This window comes from Nakamurella deserti (genome assembly GCF_003260015.1).
GTDB lineage: Bacteria > Actinomycetota > Actinomycetes > Mycobacteriales > Nakamurellaceae > Nakamurella > Nakamurella deserti.
Genome location: NZ_QCXS01000003.1, coordinates 1095338 through 1114265 on the forward strand (window position 1 = coordinate 1095338; position 18928 = coordinate 1114265).

Sequence of the window (18928 nt, forward strand, 5' to 3'; positions counted from 1 at the left end):
CCCCACCGGTCCGGCACAGCGTAGTGACCCCCGCCGACAGTGAGCCGTCAGCGGATCCGCCGTCCACCCGGACACGGCCGCGCCGCCGCCCCTCGACTCACGAGGGACGGCGGCGCGGGTGGTACGGCGACCGTCAGGGCTTGAGCACGACCTTGATGCAGCCGTCCTGCTTCTTCTGGAACGTCTCGTACATCGACGGAGCCTCGGCCAACGGCACCGTGTGGGTGGTCAGGTCCAGCGTTCCCAGCGGGTCGGAGGAGTCGTTCACCAGGGGCAGGATGTCGTCCACCCAGCGGTGGACGTTGCACTGACCCATTCTCAGTTGGATCTGCTTGTCGAACATGTTCATCAGCGGCATCGGGTCGGCGGAGCCGCCGTAGACGCCGCTGAGCGACACCGTGCCGCCGCGGCGGACCGCGTCCAGCGACTGGTGCAGCGCGGTGAGGCGGTCCAGGCCGACCGTCTCGAAGACGGGGCGGGCGATGGGTCCGGGGAGCAACCCGGCCGCGGCCTGGGCCACCTTGGTGAGCTTGTTGCCGACCCCGCCGTGGGCCTCCATGCCGACCGCGTCGACCACGGAGTCCGGGCCACGGCCCTTGGTCATCTGCCGCAGCGCATCGGGCACGTCGTCGACCGCCGAGGGGTCGAGGGTCTCCACGCCGTACTTCTCGACCAGCGCACGGCGCTCGGGGACGAGCTCGATGCCGATGACCCGGTAACCCAGGTGCTTGCCGATCCGGGCGGAGAACTGGCCGACCGGGCCGAGGCCGAACACGGCCAGCGTGCCGCCGTCGGGCACGTTCGCGTACTGCACGGCCTGCCAGGCGGTCGGGATGATGTCGGAGAGGAAGAGGAACTTCTCGTCCGGCCCCTCCTCGCTGACCTTGATGGGGCCGTAGTGGGCCTGCGGCACCCGCAGGTACTCGGCCTGCCCACCGGGGACGGCGCCGTAGAGCATGGTGTAGCCGAACAGCGCGGCACCCTTGTCGTGGTCGTGCACCTGCGTGGTCTCGCACTGCGACTGCAGTCCCTGGCTGCACATGAAGCAGCTGCCGCAGGAGATGTTGAAGGGGATGACGACCCGGTCACCGGGCTTGATGTGGGTGACCTGCGAGCCGACCTCCTGCACGATGCCCATCGGCTCGTGCCCGAGGATGTCGCCCGGCGTCAGGAACGGCCCCATGATCTCGTAGAGATGCAGGTCGGAGCCGCAGATGGCGGTCGAGGTGACCTTGATGATCGCGTCGGTCGGATCCTGCAGTTTCGGGTCCGGGACTTCTTCGACGCGCACGTCGCGCTTGCCGTGCCAGGTGAGTGCCTTCATTGCTGATCCTTCCGCGGTCGGCAGCGCAACGCCTCGCGGTGAAGTGTGCACGCCGACGGTCGCCGGTGTTTTCCAACGTGTGAAGCGATATGCCACGCCGGGCGCGCGGACAAACCCGCGACGCGCCACTCACCCCCGCCCGCGCGCCTGCGCCTCCAGGAAGCCCAGCACGTCGGTGTCGTCCACGCCGGGGAAGACACCGGGCGGCATGGCCGCCAGCAGGTGTGAGTGCACCCGGGCACTCGGCCAGGCCTTGCCCTCCCAGCGGGACGCGAGGTCGGCGGGCGGCAGCTCGCAGCACGCCGGGTCGGGGCACTTCGATCGCGACCGTTCCAGCGTCTCGCGCCCCCGCATCCACTTCACGTGGGCGTACGGCACCCCGACGCTCACCGAGAACAGACCGGCCGGGGTGCGGTCGACGACCGCGGTGCACCAGTACGTTCCGCGGCCGGTGTCGGTGTACTGCTGGTACGCCGCCGACAGGTCCGCCTGCTCGAACACCACCCGAGCGGTCCAGTACCGGCAGACCCGCTGCCCCTCGATCGCCCCGGTCGGGTCCTTCGGGAAGTGCACCCCGTCGTTCTCGTAGGCCTTGTAGATCAACCCCGACGAGGAGATCCGCATGAAGTGCACCGGCAGATCCAGGTGCCGGGTGGCCAGGTTGGTGAACCGGTGCGCCGCGGTCTCGTACGACACCGCGTAGGCGTCCCGCAGGTCCTCGATGGCGATGTCCTTGGCCGCCTTGGCCTTCCGCAGCAGCGACAACGCCCCCTTCTCCGGGATCAGCAGCGCCGCGGCGAAGTAGTTCACCTCGACCCGCTGCTCGAGGAAGTCGCCGTAGTCCCCCGGCACCCGGTGCCCGAGCATCACGTGACCCAGCGCCTGCAGCGCCAGCGACCGCGAGTCGTGTTGTCCCGCATCGGGTTGCGGCAGGTAGATGGTGCGGTTGGCCAGATCGGTCACGGTCCGGGTCGACTGCGGCAGGTTCGAGGTGTGCACCAGCGAGAACCCCAGATGCGCCGCCATCCGGTCGACCACGGTGCGGGTGATGGGGCCCTCCCGGTAGCCGACCGCCTGCAACAGTCCGGCGGCCACCGTCTCGATGTCGCCGAAGTAGTTGTCCTGGTCGCGCATCCGCTGCCGCAGCTTCGCGTTCGCCCGGCGCGCGTGCTCCGGCGTCGCCGCCCGCTCGGCCTGGACCGACGCCAGCGCCCGGTGCAGCCCGACCAGCGCCTCCAGCGCCTCCGTGGGCAGCCGCGGACCCGGCCGCACCGCGGGTATCCGGAGCGCCTCGAAGGAGTCGGCCCGCTGGGCCTTCTCGAGTTCGATCTCCAGGGCGGCCCGCCGGCTCGGCGCCGCCACCGCCAGCAGATCACCCAGCCCCGTCTCCAACGCGCCGGCGATGGCGGACAGCACCGAGAGCTTCGCCTCGCGCTTGCCGTTCTCGATCAGCGACAACGCCGACGCCGAGATCCCGGCCGCCCCGGCCACCTCGTCCAACGTGCTGGCCCGCTGTTGCCGCAGGTGCCGGATCCGGCGTCCCACCGTGAGCAGATCCGGGCCGGCCGGCACCGCCGGCACCGCTCGTCCACCGCGTGATGCGGCGGTCTCGACGACCTCAGCAGCGACCGTATCCGTCATTGCTGCACGATAACGCAAGAACGGCGATTCTTTACGAAGGGATGCCATTGTGAACCCCCGGTCTTGACGCGACGGTGATGGAGCACCCGTTCCCACGGCCCCGAAAGGACCGCTCATGACCGCCACGCTGTCGTCGCCGATCACCGAGACCCGCTTCGCCGCAACGGCTCCCGCCGGCACCATCGCCGCCGACGCCGAGGCGCTCCGGGCGGAGTGGGCGGTAGACGCACGGTGGTCGGGCATCGAGCGCACCTACAGCGCCGAGGACGTCGTGCGCCTCCGCGGCACCGTCACCGAGGAGCACACGCTGGCCCGTCGCGGCGCCGAGCGCTTCTGGGACCAGCTGCAGCACAAGACCTTCACCCGGGCACTCGGTGCCCTGACCGGCAACCAGGCCGTGCAGATGGTCCGCGGCGGGCTCGACGCCATCTACCTGTCCGGCTGGCAGGTCGCCGCCGACGCCAACCTGTCCGGCCAGACCTACCCGGACCAGAGCCTGTACCCGGCGAACTCGGTGCCGGCCGTCGTCCGCCGGATCAACAACGCGTTGCTGCGCGCCGACCAGATCGACCACTCCACCGGGAAGGCCGGGACCGATTACCTGGTGCCCATCATCGCCGACGCCGAGGCCGGCTTCGGCGGGCCGCTCAACGCCTTCGAGCTGATGAAGTCGATGATCGCCGCGGGTGCGGCGGGCGTGCACTGGGAGGACCAGCTCGCCTCGGAGAAGAAGTGCGGCCACCTCGGCGGCAAGGTCCTGGTCCCCACCAGCCAGCACGTCCGCACCCTCAACGCCGCCCGACTCGCCGCCGACATCGAGAACGTGCCGACCCTGGTCATCGCCCGTACCGACGCGCTCGCCGCCGACCTGCTCACCAGCGACGTCGACGAGACCGACGCCGCGTTCATCACCGGTGAGCGGACCGCGGAGGGCTTCTTCCGGGTCCGCAACGGCATCGAGCCGGTGCTGGCCCGGGCGAAGCGGTACGCGCCCTACTCCGACCTCATCTGGGTCGAGACCGGCACCCCCGACCTGGGTCTCGCCCGGGAGTTCGCCACCGAGATGCGCCGCGAGTTCCCCGACCAGATGTTCGCCTACAACTGCTCGCCGTCGTTCAACTGGCGGGCGGCGTTGTCCGACGACGAGATCGCCACGTTCCAGGACGAACTCGGCGAGTTGGGCTACAAGTTCCAGTTCATCACCCTGGCCGGTTTCCACGCGCTCAACCACTCGATGTTCCACCTCGCGCAGGGTTACTCCCGGTCCGGGATGAGCGCCTACGTCGAGCTGCAGGAAGCCGAGTTCGCCGACGAGAGCAACGGCTACACCGCGGTCAAGCACCAGGCCGAGGTCGGCACCGGTTACTTCGACAAGGTCGCCACCGCCCTGAATCCGAACTCCGGCACCCTCGCGATGAGCGGCTCCACCGAGGAGCAGCAGTTCCACTGAGCCGACCCGGCGCCCCCGACTCCCCTGTCACAGCGACACCGTCCAGAGACGAGACCCCCATGTTGAACCTGAAGACCCCGAGCATCCGCGGCGAGATGCACCCCCGTTTCGACGAGATCCTCACCCCCGAGGCGCTGGCGTTCGTCGGCAAGCTCGACGCCGCGATCGCCGGTCGCCGCGCGGAGCTGCTGATCGCCCGGGACGACCGGCAGAAGCGGATCACCGCCGGCGAGCAGCCGGACTTCCTGCCCGAGACCGCCGGCATCCGGGACGACCCGTCGTGGCAGGTCGCCCCGACCGCACCGGGCCTGGCCGACCGCCGCTGCGAGATCACCGGCCCGCCCACGAAGAAGATGACCGTCAACGCGCTGAACTCCGGCGCCTCGGTCTGGATGGCCGACTTCGAGGACTCCACCGCGCCCAGCTGGTTCAACGTCATCGACGGCCAGCTCAACCTCCACGACGCGCTGCGCGGCACCATCGACTTCACCGACGACAACGGCCGCACCTACCAGGTCGGCGACACCACCCCGACGGTGATGGTCCGCCCCCGCGGCTGGCGACTGTGCGAGAAGCACCTGTCCGCCGACGGACGTCCGCTGCCCGCCTCGGTCGTCGACTTCGGGCTCTACCTGTTCCACAACGCGCAGTGGCTCATCGACACCGGCGCCGGCCCCTACTTCTACCTGCCGAAGCTGGAGTCCCATCTGGAGGCCCGGATGTGGAACGACCTGTTCCTGCGCGCCGAGGAACTGCTGGGGCTGCCCGTCGGCACCATCCGCGCGACCGTGCTGATCGAGACCTTCCCGGCCGCGTTCGAGATGGAGGAGATCCTGTACGAGCTGCGGGAGCACTCGGCGGGCCTGAACGCCGGCCGCTGGGACTACATCTTCAGCTACATCAAGACCTTCGCCGGCCGCGGACCGGAGTTCGTGCTGCCCGACCGCTCCTCGATCACCATGACCACCCCGATGATGCGGGCCTACACCGAGCTACTCGTCGACACCTGCCACCGCCGCGGTGCCCAGGCCATCGGCGGAATGGCCGCCTTCGTCCCCACCCGCGACGACGAGCAGGCCACCCGCGAGGCCCTGGCCAAGGTCAGCGCCGACAAGGCCCGCGAGGCCGAGGACGGCTTCGACGGCTCCTGGGTCGCCCACCCCGCGCTCGTCCGGATCTGCCTGGACGCGTTCACCGGGAGGCCGCACGACGACGCGCAGCACTGGCCGGCCCGGATCACCGCCGACGACCTGCTCGGCCTGGGAACCACCCCCGGCCGGGTCACCATCTCGGGCGTGCGCACCAACATCGCCGTCGCCCTGCGCTACCTGTACGCCTGGGTCGGCGGCGCCGGCGCGGTCGCGATCGACTCCATGATGGAAGACGCTGCCACCGTGGAGATCTCGCGCACCCAGATCTGGCAGTGGCTGCACCACCGCACCCGCACCGCCGAGGGCCTGGTCATCACCCCGGCACTGGTCGACGAGATCATCGAGCACGTCGTCGACGGCCTGCACGAGACGGTCACCACCGACCGCGAGCACCGCCACGTCGAGGAGGCCCGCGACGTGTTCATCGAAGCGGCCATGAAGGAGGAGCTGCCGGACTTCTTCACCCCGTACGCCTACGTCCGGTACCTCATCGACCGGCCCCTGCAGCCCAAGGGCCCGATCTCCCGGCAGGACCTGCGGCGCTCCATCCAGGGACCGTTCCCCGCACCGGAACTGGTGGGCGCCACGCACTGATCAGCGGGTCCGCGCCGCACCTCGCCCCGTCCGGGATTCCCGGGCGGGGCGTGGTGCGGTGGCCGTCGCAGAGCCGGGTAGGGGGCGTCCTCACGTCGGTCTGCCACCCGGGCCGGTTCCACGCCAGCTCGGACCCTGGAGGCCTCTCCCGGATCTCCGGTGATGACCGCGCGGACGATCGGACCTGCCGGGTCTGCCGTTCCCGAGGCGTGCGCCGGTCGCCGCACCGCCGACGCGCTGTCCTCAGCCCTGGAGCTCCTCGGCGTCTCCGAGCCCCTCGGGCTTCACCCCGAGCCGCCGGTTGATCAGCAGCGTCACCCCGAACAGCACCAGCCCGATCACCAGCACCCAGCCGGCCAGCACGTACTGCGTGGACGGCCGGCCCGACAGTGGCGTCACCAGGAACACGCAGGCGACCACCCCGATGACCGGCAGCACCGTCGGCGCCCGGAAGTACTTCGTCGCCGAGGTGTCGCGCCGCAGCACCAGCACCGCCACGTTGACCACCGCGAACACCGCGAGCAGCAGCAACGAGGTGGTCCCGCCGAGCACCGCCACCGCGTCCGACGACGCCAGCGAGACGTAGGTGATGAGCAGCACCGACAGTCCGGTGGTGAACAGGATCGCCACCCACGGCGTGCACCGGTCCTGGTGCACCCGGCCCAGCACGGGCGGCAGCACCCGGTGCCTGGCCATCCCGTAGATGAGTCGGCTGGCCATCAGCATGTTGATCAGCGCCGAGTTCGCCACCGCGAACATCGAGATGAACGGCAGGATGTCGCCGATCGGCAGCCCCGGCGCGCCGGCCCGCACCACCTCCACCAGCGGGGTGTCGCTGTCGGCGAGCTGCCCGACCGGCACCAGCGCCACCGACACGATCGCCACCAGGACGTAGATGATGCCGGTGACGGTCAACCCGGTGAGCATGACCTTGGGGAAGATCTTCACCGGGTCCTTCGTCTCCTCGGCCATGTTCACCGAGTCCTCGAAGCCCACCATCGCGAAGAACGCCAGCGACGTCGCCGTGGTGACGGCCAGGAACGTGCCCTTGTCCTGCGCCGACTCGAACGCCACCACCCGGGAGAAGTCGGGGTCGCCGTCGACGAACGCCCACAGCCCGACCATGATCACCAGCAGCAGCCCGGACAGCTCGATGAGCGTCAGCACCACGTTCGCCTTGACGCTCTCCCCCACCCCGCGGAAGTTGACCAGCGCCACCAGCGCCATGAAGCCGAGCGCGATGAACAGCACCCCGCTGTCGCCGAGGTCGAGCTCGAACCCCTCCACGAGGTTGGACGCGAACGCCCGGGACGCCGTCGACGCCGAGGTGATGCCGGACGACATCACCACGAACGCCACCAGGAACGTGAAGACGTGGATGCCGAACGCCTTGTGGGTGTACAGCGCCGCCCCGGCCGCCTGCGGGTACTTGGTGACTAGCTCCAGATAGCTGAACGCCGTCACCATGGCGACCGCGAAGGCGATGAGGAACGGCAACCAGGCCGCGCCGCCGACCTCGGAGGCGACGTCGCCGGTCAGGGCGTAGACCCCGGTGCCGAGGATGTCACCGACGATGAACAGCAGCAGGAGCTTGGGTCCCATCACCCGTTTCAGGGCGGGCTGCTCGCGGGGAGACCGGGTTGCGGACGTTTCGGTGTCGGACGCGGCCATCGGATCTCCCTGTGGGTGAACGACGCAGGGCGTCAGTGCACCACACAGTCCCGCGTCACGCGCGGGCGGACGTCAGTTGGGCGTCGGGTTGGCGTCGAAGGGCGGGTCGTTGAGCTCCGGGGTCCGGCCGGCCCGGCGCGGCCGGGTGATCACGGCGACGACGACCATGCCCAGACCCAGCACCGTGTTGAGTGCCCAGTCGGCTGCACCGATGCCCATGCCGTCGTTGCTCACCGTCGGATCGGCGAGCACCGAATACAGCCAGATCAGGAAGTAGAAGACGCCGCCGACACCCAGGTACACCGCGCTGCCGAACGCCGACCGCAGGCCCAGGACCACGCCGAGGACGCCGAAGACCAGGCGCACCAGGTTGTCCAGACCCGAGGTGCCGAAGACGCCGAACAACCGTCCGCCGTGTTCGGTGAAGTCGGCCCCGCCGGCGTCGGTGGTGATCCCGGGGATGAACCCCAGCACGCCGAGGACGAGGAACACGACTCCGAACACGAGCGCCGCCTGCTGGATGGGCAGCCGTCCGGGCTCGGAGTTGGGCACGGGACCGATGGACGGTCGGGGCATCAGGGCCTCCTGGGACAGCGCCGCGACCCGCGCGACAGAGCGGGCTGCCGACCGGTTGGACATCCGCACTCTCACTGGTGCCCGACAGCCGGACGGTCAAACCCCGCCGGCCGGGCTGGACTCGGAAGGCGTAGGGCCCGAACCGCAGCACGGCGACGAGCAGCGACAGCAACCCGAGGACGGCGCCCGGCACGGCGGCGCCCGCCTCGTGCCGGCGGACGTGGGTCACCACCGCCCCGACCATCATCAGGACGCGTCCGGACGCCACGATCGGCACCAGCACGGGGGGCGACGTCCGACGCCGCGGGCAGGATCAGTCCCAGCGCGCCGGGCACCTCGGCCGCCCCGATCGTCTGCACGGCGGCCGGCGTGAGTCCCCGGCCCAGCTCATACCCGAGCTCTGAAACTTCTGCCTCGGCTGGGACAGCTTCATAGCCCGCACCCAGGTACGCCGCGGCCGTCAACCCGGCGACGATCCACCACACCACGTTCCGGACAGCTCCAGCCACTCGTCGATGAGTTGAACTTCCACGCCGACGGTCGCCGCTGAAAGTTGAACCGTCAAACAACTGGGTACGGTGGACGGCATGGAGGAACCCCGCTGGCTGTCGGCCGCCGAGCTGTCGACCTGGATGTCGCTCGCCAAGCTGATGGTCGTCCTGCCGTCGACGCTGGACAGCCGCCTGCAGCGCGAGTCCGGGCTCACCTACTTCGAGTACATGGTGCTGGCCGCGTTGTCGGACCGGCACGACCACCGCATGCGGATGAGTGACCTGGCGGCGTTCGCCAACGGCTCGGTCTCGCGGCTGTCCCACGTGGCGCGGCGACTCGAGGCGCAGGGACTGGTCCGCCGGGAGCCGTCGCCCGACGACCGCCGATCCATCCTGATGGCGCTCACCGACGACGGGCGCGCCCGGATGGTCGCGGCCGCCCCGGACCACGTCGACGCGGTCCGCAGCCATGTGATGGACCCGCTCACCCCCGAGCAGGTCGCCCAGCTCGGGGTCATCGCCGACCGCATCACCGCCACCATGGACCCCGACGCCTGCTGAGACCCCTCGGTCGCCCCGCCGCGCACCGCCGGGCCCCAGCGGGTCGGGTGCGGTGCGCACCACCGGCCGACCGCCGTCCCCATCGGACCCGGTCCGCAGGGTCCGGAGCCGCCGGAGTCGCGAGCGGTCAGGAGGCCGGCGGCGCCGACGTTCCCCGCGCCACCAGCACCGGCTCCAGCAGCGTGCGGGTGGTCGGCAGGGTGGGGTCGTCGATCCGGGCGAGCAGCGCCCGGGCCGCGCCGATACCCACCGTCTCGCTGCGATCGTCCACCGACGTCAGGTCGAGGTAGCGCGACTGGGCGAGTGGCGAGTTGTCGTACCCGACGAGCGAGACGTCGGCCGGCACGGACAGACCGCGCTCACGCAACGCCGCCAGCGCGCCGAGAGCCATCGAGTCGTTGGCCGCGAACACCGCGGTGGTGTCGGGGAACCGGTCCCACAGCGCGGCGACCGCCCGGTAGCCGTCCTCCTCGGTGGTGCCACCCGCGGTGTTGGACAACCGGAGATCGACGCCGGCGGCGGCCACCGCCTCCTCGAACCCGGTCCGCCGACGGGCCGCCGGACCGCCGGCCCCGGACAGGTGGCCGATCCGCCGGTGCCCGAGCGAACGGAGGTGCGCGACCACCTGCCGGCCACCGGCCTCGTCGTCGGCCGTGACGAGGTCCGCCTGCGGCGGCATCACCTCGCGCCAGCCGGCCACCACCGTCGGCCCCCGCCAGGTCGCGAGCAGCGCGCTGTCGGGCTCGGCGGCCAGCACGAGGCCGTCGGCGCGGGCGGCCAGGTTGTCGAGGTCGGCGCGCGCCTGGGAGGCCGTGAGCTGCAGGTCGGAGACCGCGAGGTGGTACCCGCGCCCCGACAGCTCGCCCTGGATCGAGCGGACCAACCCGACGAAGGACGGGTTGCGGTAGTCGTCGATCAGGACCTCGACACTGTGGGTGCGACGACTGGCCAGCACCGTGGCCGCACGGCTCGGCCGGTAACCCAGCTCCGCGATGGCCGCGTGCACGGCAGCCCGTCGTGTCGCGCTGACCTGTGGTGAGTCGCGCAGCACCAGCGAGACCAGGGACTTGCTGACGCCAGCCGCCCGGGCCACGTCGTAGATCGTCGGCGGCGGCCGGTCGCCGACGCCGCCCGTCACCGTCCCGTCCACCCGCACTCCGATCGCTCGAGGTCCCATCGTCACCCACAGAGACCGCCGGGACGTGGTTGACAGCCCCGGGCGCTCATCGTACCTTGTTGGAGCGCTCCATTGGAGCGCTCCAACAGCCCGCCCCATCGGGCGAAGACCCCCGTCAAAGGAGATGGAATGGCCGACAGTCTCGGCGTCGCCGTCATCGGTGCCGGCATGGCCGGCAAGGCCCACGCCGCCGCCTACCGCACCGCGTCCGCGCTCTACAGCCCGACGCTGCCCGAGATCCGCCTGGTCTCCATCGGCGACGTCAACGAGCACTTCGGCACGCTGGCCGCCCAGCGGTTCGGCTACCAGCGCTGGGACGCCTCGTGGCAGGCGATCGCGGAGAACCCGGACGTCGACGTGGTCAGCGTCGTCATCGCCAACAAGCTGCACCGCGAGGTCGTCGAGGGCCTGCTGGCCGCCGGCAAGCACGTGCTGTGCGAGAAGCCGCTCAGCGACACCCTCGATGACGCGCGGGCGATGGCCGACGCCGCCCGCACCGCGAACTCGGTGGCCAAGGTCGGTTTCACCTTCCGTCGCACCCCCGGCATCGCCTACATCCGTGAGCTGATCCGGTCCGGTGACCTGGGCGAGGTGCTGCACTTCTCCGGGCGGTACTGGACCGACTACGGCTGCGACCCGCACGGCCCGATGAGCTGGCGCTTCGCCGGCGAACCCGGCTCCGGGGCGCTCGCCGACGTCGGCAGCCACCTGGCCTACGTGTCCGAGTTCCTCTGCGGCGCCATGACCTCGGTCAGCGGCGGACAGCTGTCCACCGTCATCACCGAGCGGCCGGTGCCGCTGGGCGCGGTGATGGGCCACGACCACGCCGAGGTCTCCGACGTCTTCGAGCCGGTCACCAACGACGACTACGCCGCGTTCTCGGCGACGTTCGAGAACGGCGTCGGGGCGCTCGAGGTCTCCCGGGTCGCCGCCGGCCACGCCAACAGCCTCATCTTCGAGGTGTTCTGCGAGAACGGCGCCGCGAAGTTCGACCAGCGCCGCCCGGCCGAGATCGAGCTGTTCCTGCGCGAGGGGAAGTCCGCCCAGAACGGTTACCGCCAGGTCATCCTCGGCCCGGAGCACCCCTACATCGCCGGCGGCCTGGCCATGGACGCCCCCAGCGTCGGCTTCGGCCAGAACGACGCCTTCGCCTACCAGGCGCGGGCCTTCCTCGAGGAGGTCGCCGGCGTCCCGGAGTCCGAGAGCCTGCCGCGCTGCGCCACCTTCGACGAGGGCGTGCACAACATGGAACTGCTCGCCGCCGTCGCCGAGTCCGCGGCGAACAACGGTGCCACCGTCGCCACTGTCGCCACCCAGGGAGTGTCCGCATGAAGCTCGGCGTCTACAACGCGATCCTGCACGACCGTCCGCTGCCCGAGGCGCTGAAGGTCGTCGCCGACCTGGGCCTGACCGGCATCGAGATCAACTCCGGCGGCTTCCTGCCGCCGGTGCACATCCCGACCTTCGACGACATCCTGGTCTCCGACACCGCCCGGGACGACTACCTGGGCCTCTTCGAGGGCACCGGGGTGGCCATCGCCGGCCTGAACTGCAACGGCAACCCGCTGCACCCGAACCCCGCCATCGGCGACAAGCACGCCGAGGACGTCCGCCGTTCCATCCGGCTCGCGCACCGGCTCGGCCAGCACCGCGTGGTCACCATGTCCGGGCTGCCCGGCGGCGAGCCCGGGGCGACCCGGGTCAACTGGGTGGTCAACGCCTGGAACTCCGCCGCGCTGGACGTGCTGGACTACCAGTGGGGCGTCGCCGTTCCGTTCTGGCAGGAGATCGACGCGCTCGCTGGCGACCATGACGTCAAGGTCGCGCTGGAGCTGCACCCGCAGAACCTGGTCTTCAACACCGCCGACGTGTTGATGCTGGTCGAGCGGGCCGGCGTGCAGCACGTCGGCGTCGAGCTCGACGCCTCGCACCTGTTCTGGCAGCAGATGGACCCGGTCGCCGTCGTGCGCAAGCTCGGTCGTCTGGTCTACCAGGCGGCCGCGAAGGACGTCCGGATCAACGCCGACACCGCCGCTCTCAACGGTGTGCTGGACAACAGTTTCCGTCGGCTGTCTGCCGACGAGGCGCGCACCAACCTGGGCGGCGACGAGTGGGCCAACGCATGGCCCACTCCCGCCGCCTGGGACTTCGTCGCGCTGGGCAAGGGCCACGACACCGCGTTCTGGACGGAGTTCCTGCGCGCATTGCACGAGGTCGACCCCGACATGCTGGTCAACATCGAGCACGAGGACACCGAGCTGGGCCGCATCGAGGGGCTCGAGGTCGCCGCGAAGGTGCTGCTCGACGCCGACGCCGCACTCGGTCGCTGAACCCCCCGCGCCGGGGCCCGTACCCGATCCGTCGGGAGCGGGCCCCGGGTCGTCCGACGGGCCCCGGTCAGCGGGTCCGCGACTTCCGGGCCCCCACCACCGACAGCACCACTCCCACCAGCGCGATGAGCGGTCCGAGCACGGCCCAGGTCGTGGAGCCGCTCATCGCCGATCCGCCGACGTAGCCCAGCCCCTGCAGGGTGAACAGCACCCCCAGCGCGATCAGCACCGCGCCGCCGATCATCATGCCGGTCCTGCCCATGTCCGCTCCTCGGTCGCCGTGACGCTCACGGTACGCAGCACCGGAACGGGGCGAGCCGGGTCAGGTCGCCTCTAGACACGATGCGTCACCTATCGTTACGATGGGTTGTCCTTTCGTGACCCTCGGAGGCCCCGTGCGTGCGGTGACGGCTGCGTACTGCGCGGTGGTGGCAGCAGCGTCACTGGCCTATCCGGTAGTGCCCGAGAGGTTCCAGTCGTGGCTCTACAGCGGCGTCTCCGTGGTCGTGATCCTCGCGATCCTGCACGGAATACGCGCGCACCGGCCGGCGAACCGGCTCCCCTGGTCGCTCCTCGCCGCCGGCCTGACGATCAGCCTCGCCGGCGACATCGCGTTCGACATCTACGCCGACGTCGCCGGCTCGGTGCCCTTCCCGTCCTTCGTCGACGGGCTGTACCTGGCCTTCTATCCCGTGCTGTTCCTGATGCTGGGGAGCATGCTGGCCGCGCTGGGCCGCCCTGACCGCACGGCGTGGGTCGACGCGTCGATCTGGACCATCGGTGCCGCCACCCTCCTGTGGGAACCGCTCATCGAACCGGTCGTGGTGCGCAGCGACGGCTCACCGTTCGCGGTGACCGTGGCGCTGCTCTATCCCCTGCTGGACCTCGGCCTGCTGCTGATGGTGCTGCGGATGCTCGTCGGCCGGGCGTCGGTGAACCCGTCGTATCTGCTGCTGGTGGGCGCGCTGGTCACCCTGGTCGGGGTCGACACCGCCTACGGCATGCAGGAGGCCATCGGCAGCTATGTCCCCGGTGGGCCGCTGGACGTGGGGTGGCTGCTGGTCGACCTGATGTTCGGCGCCGCCGCGCTGCACCCGTCGATGACGCGGCTCACCGAGCGCATGCAGCGACCACCCGGGTCGTCGACGCACCGGCGGCTGCAGGCGCTGCTCATCCCGGCGTTCGCTCCCGCGGCACTGTTGCTGCACCAGCACCTCGGCAACGAGGAGCACGCCCCGGTGGGTGAGGTGTTCGCGGTCGGCGCGATGTCGCTGCTGCTGGTGCTGGTGGTCGCCCGGGGTGTCGGACTGCTGCGGATCGCCGAGCAACGGTCGGTCCAGCTGCGCGACCACAGCCGGGCCCTGGAGGCCGCCCTGGGCGACCGCGAGCGGGTCGCCGCGCAGCTCCGGGAACGGGTCGACCAGGACCCGCTGACCGGGTTGGCCAGCCGCACCCGTTTCGTCGACCGGGTGGACACCGCGATGCGCGCCTGGCGGGACGGTGGAGCGGCACCGTCGGTCGCGTTCCTTGACCTGGACGACTTCAAGTCGATCAACGACAGCCTCGGACACGAAGCCGGCGACTTCCTGCTGCGCGAGCTCGGCAGCCGGATGCGGGACCACCTCGGAGGCCGGCATCTGGTGGCCCGGCTCGGTGGCGACGAATTCGCGATCCTCGTGGTCGGATCCTTCGAGTCGGTCGCCGAGGGATTGCTCGCAGCGCTGCACGAGCCGGTGTCGTTCTCCGGGCGGTCTCTGAGGCCCCAGGTCAGCCTCGGGGTGACGACCGCGGAGAGCAGGCGGAGTTCGACGTCGGATCTGCTCCGGGAGGCCGACGTCGCCATGTACGCGGCCAAGCGGGCCGGCGGTGGATGGCGGCGGTATCAGCCGGGGATGTCGGCCGTGCTGATGGAGCGGCTGGACGTGCGCAACCAGTTGGCGGCCGCGGTGCAGGACGGGTCGGTGCAGCCCTGGTACCAGCCGGTGGTGGACCTGTCGACGGGCACGTTGCGCGGCTTCGAGGCGCTGGCCCGGTGGACGACCGACGGCGCCTCGATGGTGCCGTCGCTGAACTGGCTGGCGCTCGCCGAGGAATCCGGGCTCATCGTCGACGTCGACCGTCTGGTGTTGAGGGCGGCCGTCGGCCAGCTGGCGGCGTGGCGGCGTGAGGTACCGGGGAACACGCTGCACATGGCGGTCAACTTCTCCGGGCGGACGCTGCAGCAGCCGGGCATCGAGGACGAGGTCCTCGCGGTGCTCGTCGGCGCCGCGGTGTCGGCCGCGCTGCTGACCGTCGAGGTGACGGAGGGCGTGCTGATCGACGACGAGGAGGTCGGGCTCCGGCTGCGCCGGTTGCGGGCGGCGGGGGTGGTGATCGGCCTCGACGACTTCGGCACCGGCTGGTCCTCGCTGAACTACCTCCGGCGGTTCCCGGTCGACCACCTCAAGCTCGACCGGTCGTTCACCGAGGACCTCGGTCGCGGCCCGGCGGCGGACACCATCCCCGCGGCGATCGTGCAGATCGCCCGCGGGCTGTCGCTGGGTCTCGTCGCGGAAGGGGTCGAGACCCTGGACCAGCGCGACCGCCTCGTCGAGCTGGGCTTCCGCACCGGCCAGGGCTACCTGTTCGGCCGGGCCCAGCGGCCCGCCGACCTCGCCGCCCAGGTGCGCGCCAGTGTCGCGCCGACCGGCGGGCCGCCCAGGGTGCTGCGGGTCGCGCGCTGATCTCCGGTCGCGCGTCCGGTTTACACCGCCGGCCGCCTCAGCGGTGCGTCGCCAGCGCGTCCCGGGTGGCGATCAGCTGCCAGGCCACCGACGGGGGCCCGTGCACGGTGAAGGAGCCGGTCAGGACGGCGCCCTCGGCGCTGACCTCGCCGACATCGAGCCGGTCCGCCCAGGGCCGACCGTCGGCGGCGGCCCCGTTCCGCACCAGGTCGGTGAGCGTGGCGACGTCGCCCGCGGCCGCGGCGGCGGTGTCGTACCGGTACGCCACCACCAGGACCGGCACGCCGTCCTCGACGGCCAACCCGACGGCCATCGCCCCGAACGGGGCCAGTGCCGCGTGCTCCCCCACCGCGTCGGTGGCGTCCGGCACCAGCACCGCCGCGTAGACCTCACGCTCGTCGAGCGCGGCGGCCAGGGCCGCCAGCGACGGGTCCTCGGCGAGGGTCCGCCCGCCGCCCGCCACCCACTGCCGGAGGGGCGCGGTGGCGCGCGAGACCGCGACGGCACCGTCGGCCGACGCCGTCCGCAGTCCCTCGCCCAGCGGCCGGGCCACGGTCCGCCCGGCCAGATCCTGGCGGCCGTCGACGTCCGGGCCGACACTCCACACGCCCTCGACCGGCGTCCCCATCGCGGCCGTCAGGTCGGCCTCGTCGATCGGGCCGGTGAGCACGCTGAACCGGTCCGGCGGCGCCGTGATCTCGGCGAAGGTCTCCACATCGGCCAGGTTCCAGCCGACCTCGGCCCGGAAGTCGTCCGCGAGAGCCAGCGAAGCGGGCTGGGCCACCTCCGGCAGCAGCGCCGCGACCGTCGCGTCGGCGCGCGGCGCGCTGACCGCCGACGCCCACTCCAGCACGGTGATCGACCCGGCCGCCCCGGCCGGGTGCTCCACCCCCGCGTGTCCGGACGCCCCGACGAGATCGCCGACCGTCACGAACGCCTCCCCCGCGGGCAGCGCCGTCGCGGGCAGCAGGGCCAGCGCGCCACCCACCGTCCAGCCGTCGTGTTGCGTCACCGGCGCCGAGCCGGCACCCGCCGCCGGCGGGTCCACGGCCGCAACCGCCGAGCCGGTCGCCGTCGCGCACCCCGCCACCGCCACCGTGAGCACCGTCATCGCCACCGCCGCGCGCCAGGTCTTCGTCACCGCACACCCTCCAGGTCATGGTCCTGGGGGTGCGAGTGGCGTGGGCGGGAGAATGTTCCCGCCCGGCGACCGGGGAACGGCCGGGCCGAAAACGACACAAGCCCCCGACCGGGCGGGATCACCGCCGGGTCAGGGGCTTGGTCGTCTGTCTCAACCAGAGTGCGCGAGGGGGGAGTTGAACCCCCACGTCCTTACGGACACACGGACCTGAACCGTGCGCGTCTGCCATTTCGCCACTCGCGCGAGCAACCCGACGAGATTATCACCGGCCGCCACGGCAACCCAAATCGCCGGATGCCGAACCCCGGCGGCACCGACGCACCCGCCCCTCACCACACGCGCCGGAGCCGCCCCACCGAGCGGGCTCTGCTCACCCCGCAGGACGGGCAGACCCCGATCCGGTGGGCAACTCGGCACCCCGCCCGACCCCGCGCGACTCCACGACGACCCGGCCACCTCCACGGCGCGACCCCCCGGAATCCCCCTCCCACGCAACTCCCGCCGCCGCCACACGTCCACCAACGGCTGCGGTCACAGCTCGATCCCGGTCGCGTCGCGGCAGGTCCAACCACAACCCCGACCATTAACCTCACAGTCAGACCGCACGCCGACCACACCGCACGACACGTGCGACGACTCCCAGGGGGTGACCGATGGGCATCATCCAGAGCTTCGAGCGCCGCCTCCAGGGTGCCGTCGGCAACACCTTCGCGCGCCTGTTCGGCGGCACCGTGCACCCGTCCGAGGTCATCACCGCCCTGCAGGACGAGGCCAACGGCAAGCTCACCCAGGACGGTGGCCGGCTGGTCGCGCCGAACCACTTCACGGTGCGGCTGGGCCCGACCGACCGCAAGGGCATCGGCGAGGACGAGCAGCGGGTGGCGACGGCGCTGTCGGACACGATCCGCGAGTACCTCGACGAACAGGGTTACGACACGTTCGGCGACATCGAGGTGGAGCTCGAGGAGGCTCCCTCGCTGCACACCGGGCAGTTCCGGGTCAGCTCGATCGTCGACCCGGACGTCGGCCCGCGCCGCCCCGTCCCCGCGTCCGGGAGCCGCCCCGTGCCCGACCAGCCGCCGTACCAGCCGCCGCCCCCGTCGCAGCCGTACCCGGGCCCCTACGGCCCGCCCGCCGGGCCCTACCGGCAGCCGGAGTACCGCGACTACGGCCAGCCGCACGCCGACCAGTACGCCGACCAGGGGTACCAGCACGGCTACGCGCCGCAGCCGGAGACGCAGTACGACCCACGCTTCGGTGACCCCCGCTACGCCGATCCGCGGTATCCCGACCAGCCGTACCCCGGCCGCCGGCCGGCGTACCCGGAGGTCGTCGCCGCCCTGCACGCCGACGACGGCTCGGGCCGCAGCTACCAGTTGCAGCCCGGGTCCAACATCGTCGGCCGCGGGCAGGACGCCGCCTTCCGGCTGCCCGACACCTCCGTGTCCCGCCGGCACCTCGACGTCTACTTCGACGGGCACATCGCGGTGATGCACGACCTCGGCTCGACCAACGGGACCACGGTCAACGGCACCATCGTGCAGACCTGGCAGCTGGCCGACGGTGACGTCATCCGGCTCGGTCACTCCACCATCGTCTTCAGCCAGCGAGGGTAGGGCCGTGCCCGCGTTCGTCCTCCAGATCACCAGGGTGGGGTTCCTGCTCCTGTTGTGGTTGTTCGTCTACGCCGCGATCCGCACCATCCGGGCCGACATCCGGGCGCTGGCCACCAACGAGCCGCGCGACTCGCGGCGCGCCCGCCGGGAGCGCGCGGTCGCCGCCCAGCCGGTGCAGAGCGGGCCGCCACGCCAGCTCACCGTCACCGCCGGCCACCTGTCGGGCACCCGCATCGAGCTGACCGGCGCCCCGGTGCTGATCGGGCGGGCCGACGACTCGACGCTGATCCTGGACGACGACTACGCCTCCACCCGGCACGCCCGGCTCACGTTGCAGGGCAACAGCTACTGGCTCGAGGACCTCGGCTCGACGAACGGCACCTACCTCGACCGGACGAGGGTGAGCACTCCGGTGCCCGTCCCCGCCCTGACCCCCATCCGCATCGGCCGTACGGTCTTCGAGCTGCGGCCGTGAGCGGCGG

The 18928-nt window shown here is 71.4% G+C and carries 15 protein-coding genes and 1 tRNA gene; 8 read left to right on the forward strand and 8 right to left on the reverse strand.

Annotated features, from left to right (window positions below; all coding sequences use genetic code 11):
* Positions 1 to 133: 133 nt before the first annotated feature.
* Together DB033_RS18215 and DB033_RS18220 are read right to left on the reverse strand one after the other, a co-directional pair.
* On the reverse strand, positions 134 to 1324 hold the full coding sequence (locus DB033_RS18215) for a zinc-dependent alcohol dehydrogenase (RefSeq protein ID WP_111768255.1): 1191 nt from the start codon (positions 1322 to 1324) through the stop codon (positions 134 to 136).
* Between the two features lie 129 nt (positions 1325 to 1453).
* Complete coding sequence (locus DB033_RS18220; protein ID WP_111768256.1) at positions 1454 to 2965, reverse strand: helix-turn-helix domain-containing protein; 1512 nt, start codon at positions 2963 to 2965, stop codon at positions 1454 to 1456.
* A gap of 115 nt (positions 2966 to 3080) precedes the next feature.
* Between DB033_RS18220 and aceA the strand changes: the two genes are divergently transcribed.
* Together aceA and aceB are read left to right on the forward strand one after the other, a co-directional pair.
* On the forward strand, positions 3081 to 4415 hold the full coding sequence (aceA, locus tag DB033_RS18225; protein ID WP_111768257.1) for an isocitrate lyase: 1335 nt from the start codon (positions 3081 to 3083) through the stop codon (positions 4413 to 4415).
* A 59-nt stretch (positions 4416 to 4474) separates the two neighbouring features.
* Positions 4475 to 6160 (forward strand): malate synthase A, encoded by a 1686-nt coding sequence (gene aceB / locus DB033_RS18230; protein WP_111768258.1) that lies wholly within the window; start codon positions 4475 to 4477, stop codon positions 6158 to 6160.
* 243 nt (positions 6161 to 6403) lie between these two features.
* Here the strand turns inward: aceB and DB033_RS18235 are convergent, their stop codons facing one another.
* A complete protein-coding gene (locus DB033_RS18235; protein ID WP_111768259.1) occupies positions 6404 to 7831 on the reverse strand; it encodes an APC family permease in 1428 nt (475 codons plus the stop codon).
* Between the two features lie 72 nt (positions 7832 to 7903).
* Entirely contained in the window at positions 7904 to 8407 is a 504-nt protein-coding gene (locus tag DB033_RS18240) for a DUF4383 domain-containing protein (protein ID WP_157970787.1), read from the reverse strand.
* 587 nt (positions 8408 to 8994) lie between these two features.
* Here DB033_RS18240 and DB033_RS18250 point away from each other — a divergent pair.
* Entirely contained in the window at positions 8995 to 9459 is a 465-nt protein-coding gene (locus tag DB033_RS18250; protein ID WP_205843979.1) for a MarR family winged helix-turn-helix transcriptional regulator, read from the forward strand.
* 127 nt (positions 9460 to 9586) lie between these two features.
* Here DB033_RS18250 and DB033_RS18255 read toward each other — a convergent pair whose 3' ends face one another.
* Entirely contained in the window at positions 9587 to 10597 is a 1011-nt protein-coding gene (locus DB033_RS18255; protein ID WP_205843980.1) for a LacI family DNA-binding transcriptional regulator, read from the reverse strand.
* A gap of 168 nt (positions 10598 to 10765) precedes the next feature.
* On the opposite strand from DB033_RS18255, the gene DB033_RS18260 reads away from it, so the two are divergent.
* Together DB033_RS18260 and DB033_RS18265 are read left to right on the forward strand one after the other, a co-directional pair.
* Positions 10766 to 11968, forward strand: coding sequence for a Gfo/Idh/MocA family protein (locus tag DB033_RS18260; protein WP_111768263.1), 1203 nt, complete (start codon positions 10766 to 10768; stop codon positions 11966 to 11968).
* The gene (locus DB033_RS18265) at positions 11965 to 12966 is read left to right on the forward strand and encodes a sugar phosphate isomerase/epimerase family protein (RefSeq protein WP_111768264.1); all 1002 of its coding nucleotides are present in this window, start codon (positions 11965 to 11967) and stop codon (positions 12964 to 12966) included. The genes DB033_RS18260 and DB033_RS18265 overlap by 4 nt, the downstream gene beginning before the upstream one ends.
* Positions 12967 to 13033: 67 nt before the next feature.
* Here the strand turns inward: DB033_RS18265 and DB033_RS18270 are convergent, their stop codons facing one another.
* On the reverse strand, positions 13034 to 13228 hold the full coding sequence (locus DB033_RS18270; protein ID WP_170315581.1) for a hypothetical protein: 195 nt from the start codon (positions 13226 to 13228) through the stop codon (positions 13034 to 13036).
* A gap of 115 nt (positions 13229 to 13343) precedes the next feature.
* On the opposite strand from DB033_RS18270, the gene DB033_RS18275 reads away from it, so the two are divergent.
* On the forward strand, positions 13344 to 15689 hold the full coding sequence (locus tag DB033_RS18275; RefSeq protein ID WP_170315582.1) for a putative bifunctional diguanylate cyclase/phosphodiesterase: 2346 nt from the start codon (positions 13344 to 13346) through the stop codon (positions 15687 to 15689).
* 37 nt (positions 15690 to 15726) lie between these two features.
* On the opposite strand, the gene DB033_RS18280 is transcribed toward DB033_RS18275, so the two are convergent.
* Both DB033_RS18280 and DB033_RS18285 read right to left on the reverse strand, forming a co-directional pair.
* Complete coding sequence (locus tag DB033_RS18280; protein ID WP_111768266.1) at positions 15727 to 16830, reverse strand: hypothetical protein; 1104 nt, start codon at positions 16828 to 16830, stop codon at positions 15727 to 15729.
* Positions 16831 to 16990: 160 nt separating this feature from the next.
* Positions 16991 to 17073 (reverse strand) — tRNA-Leu (locus DB033_RS18285).
* 410 nt (positions 17074 to 17483) lie between these two features.
* On the opposite strand from DB033_RS18285, the gene DB033_RS18290 reads away from it, so the two are divergent.
* Positions 17484 to 18446, forward strand: coding sequence for an FhaA domain-containing protein (locus DB033_RS18290; RefSeq protein ID WP_111768267.1), 963 nt, complete (start codon positions 17484 to 17486; stop codon positions 18444 to 18446).
* Positions 18447 to 18450: 4 nt separating this feature from the next.
* On the forward strand, positions 18451 to 18921 hold the full coding sequence (locus DB033_RS18295; RefSeq protein ID WP_111768268.1) for an FHA domain-containing protein FhaB/FipA: 471 nt from the start codon (positions 18451 to 18453) through the stop codon (positions 18919 to 18921).
* The last annotated feature ends 7 nt before the right edge of the window (positions 18922 to 18928 follow it).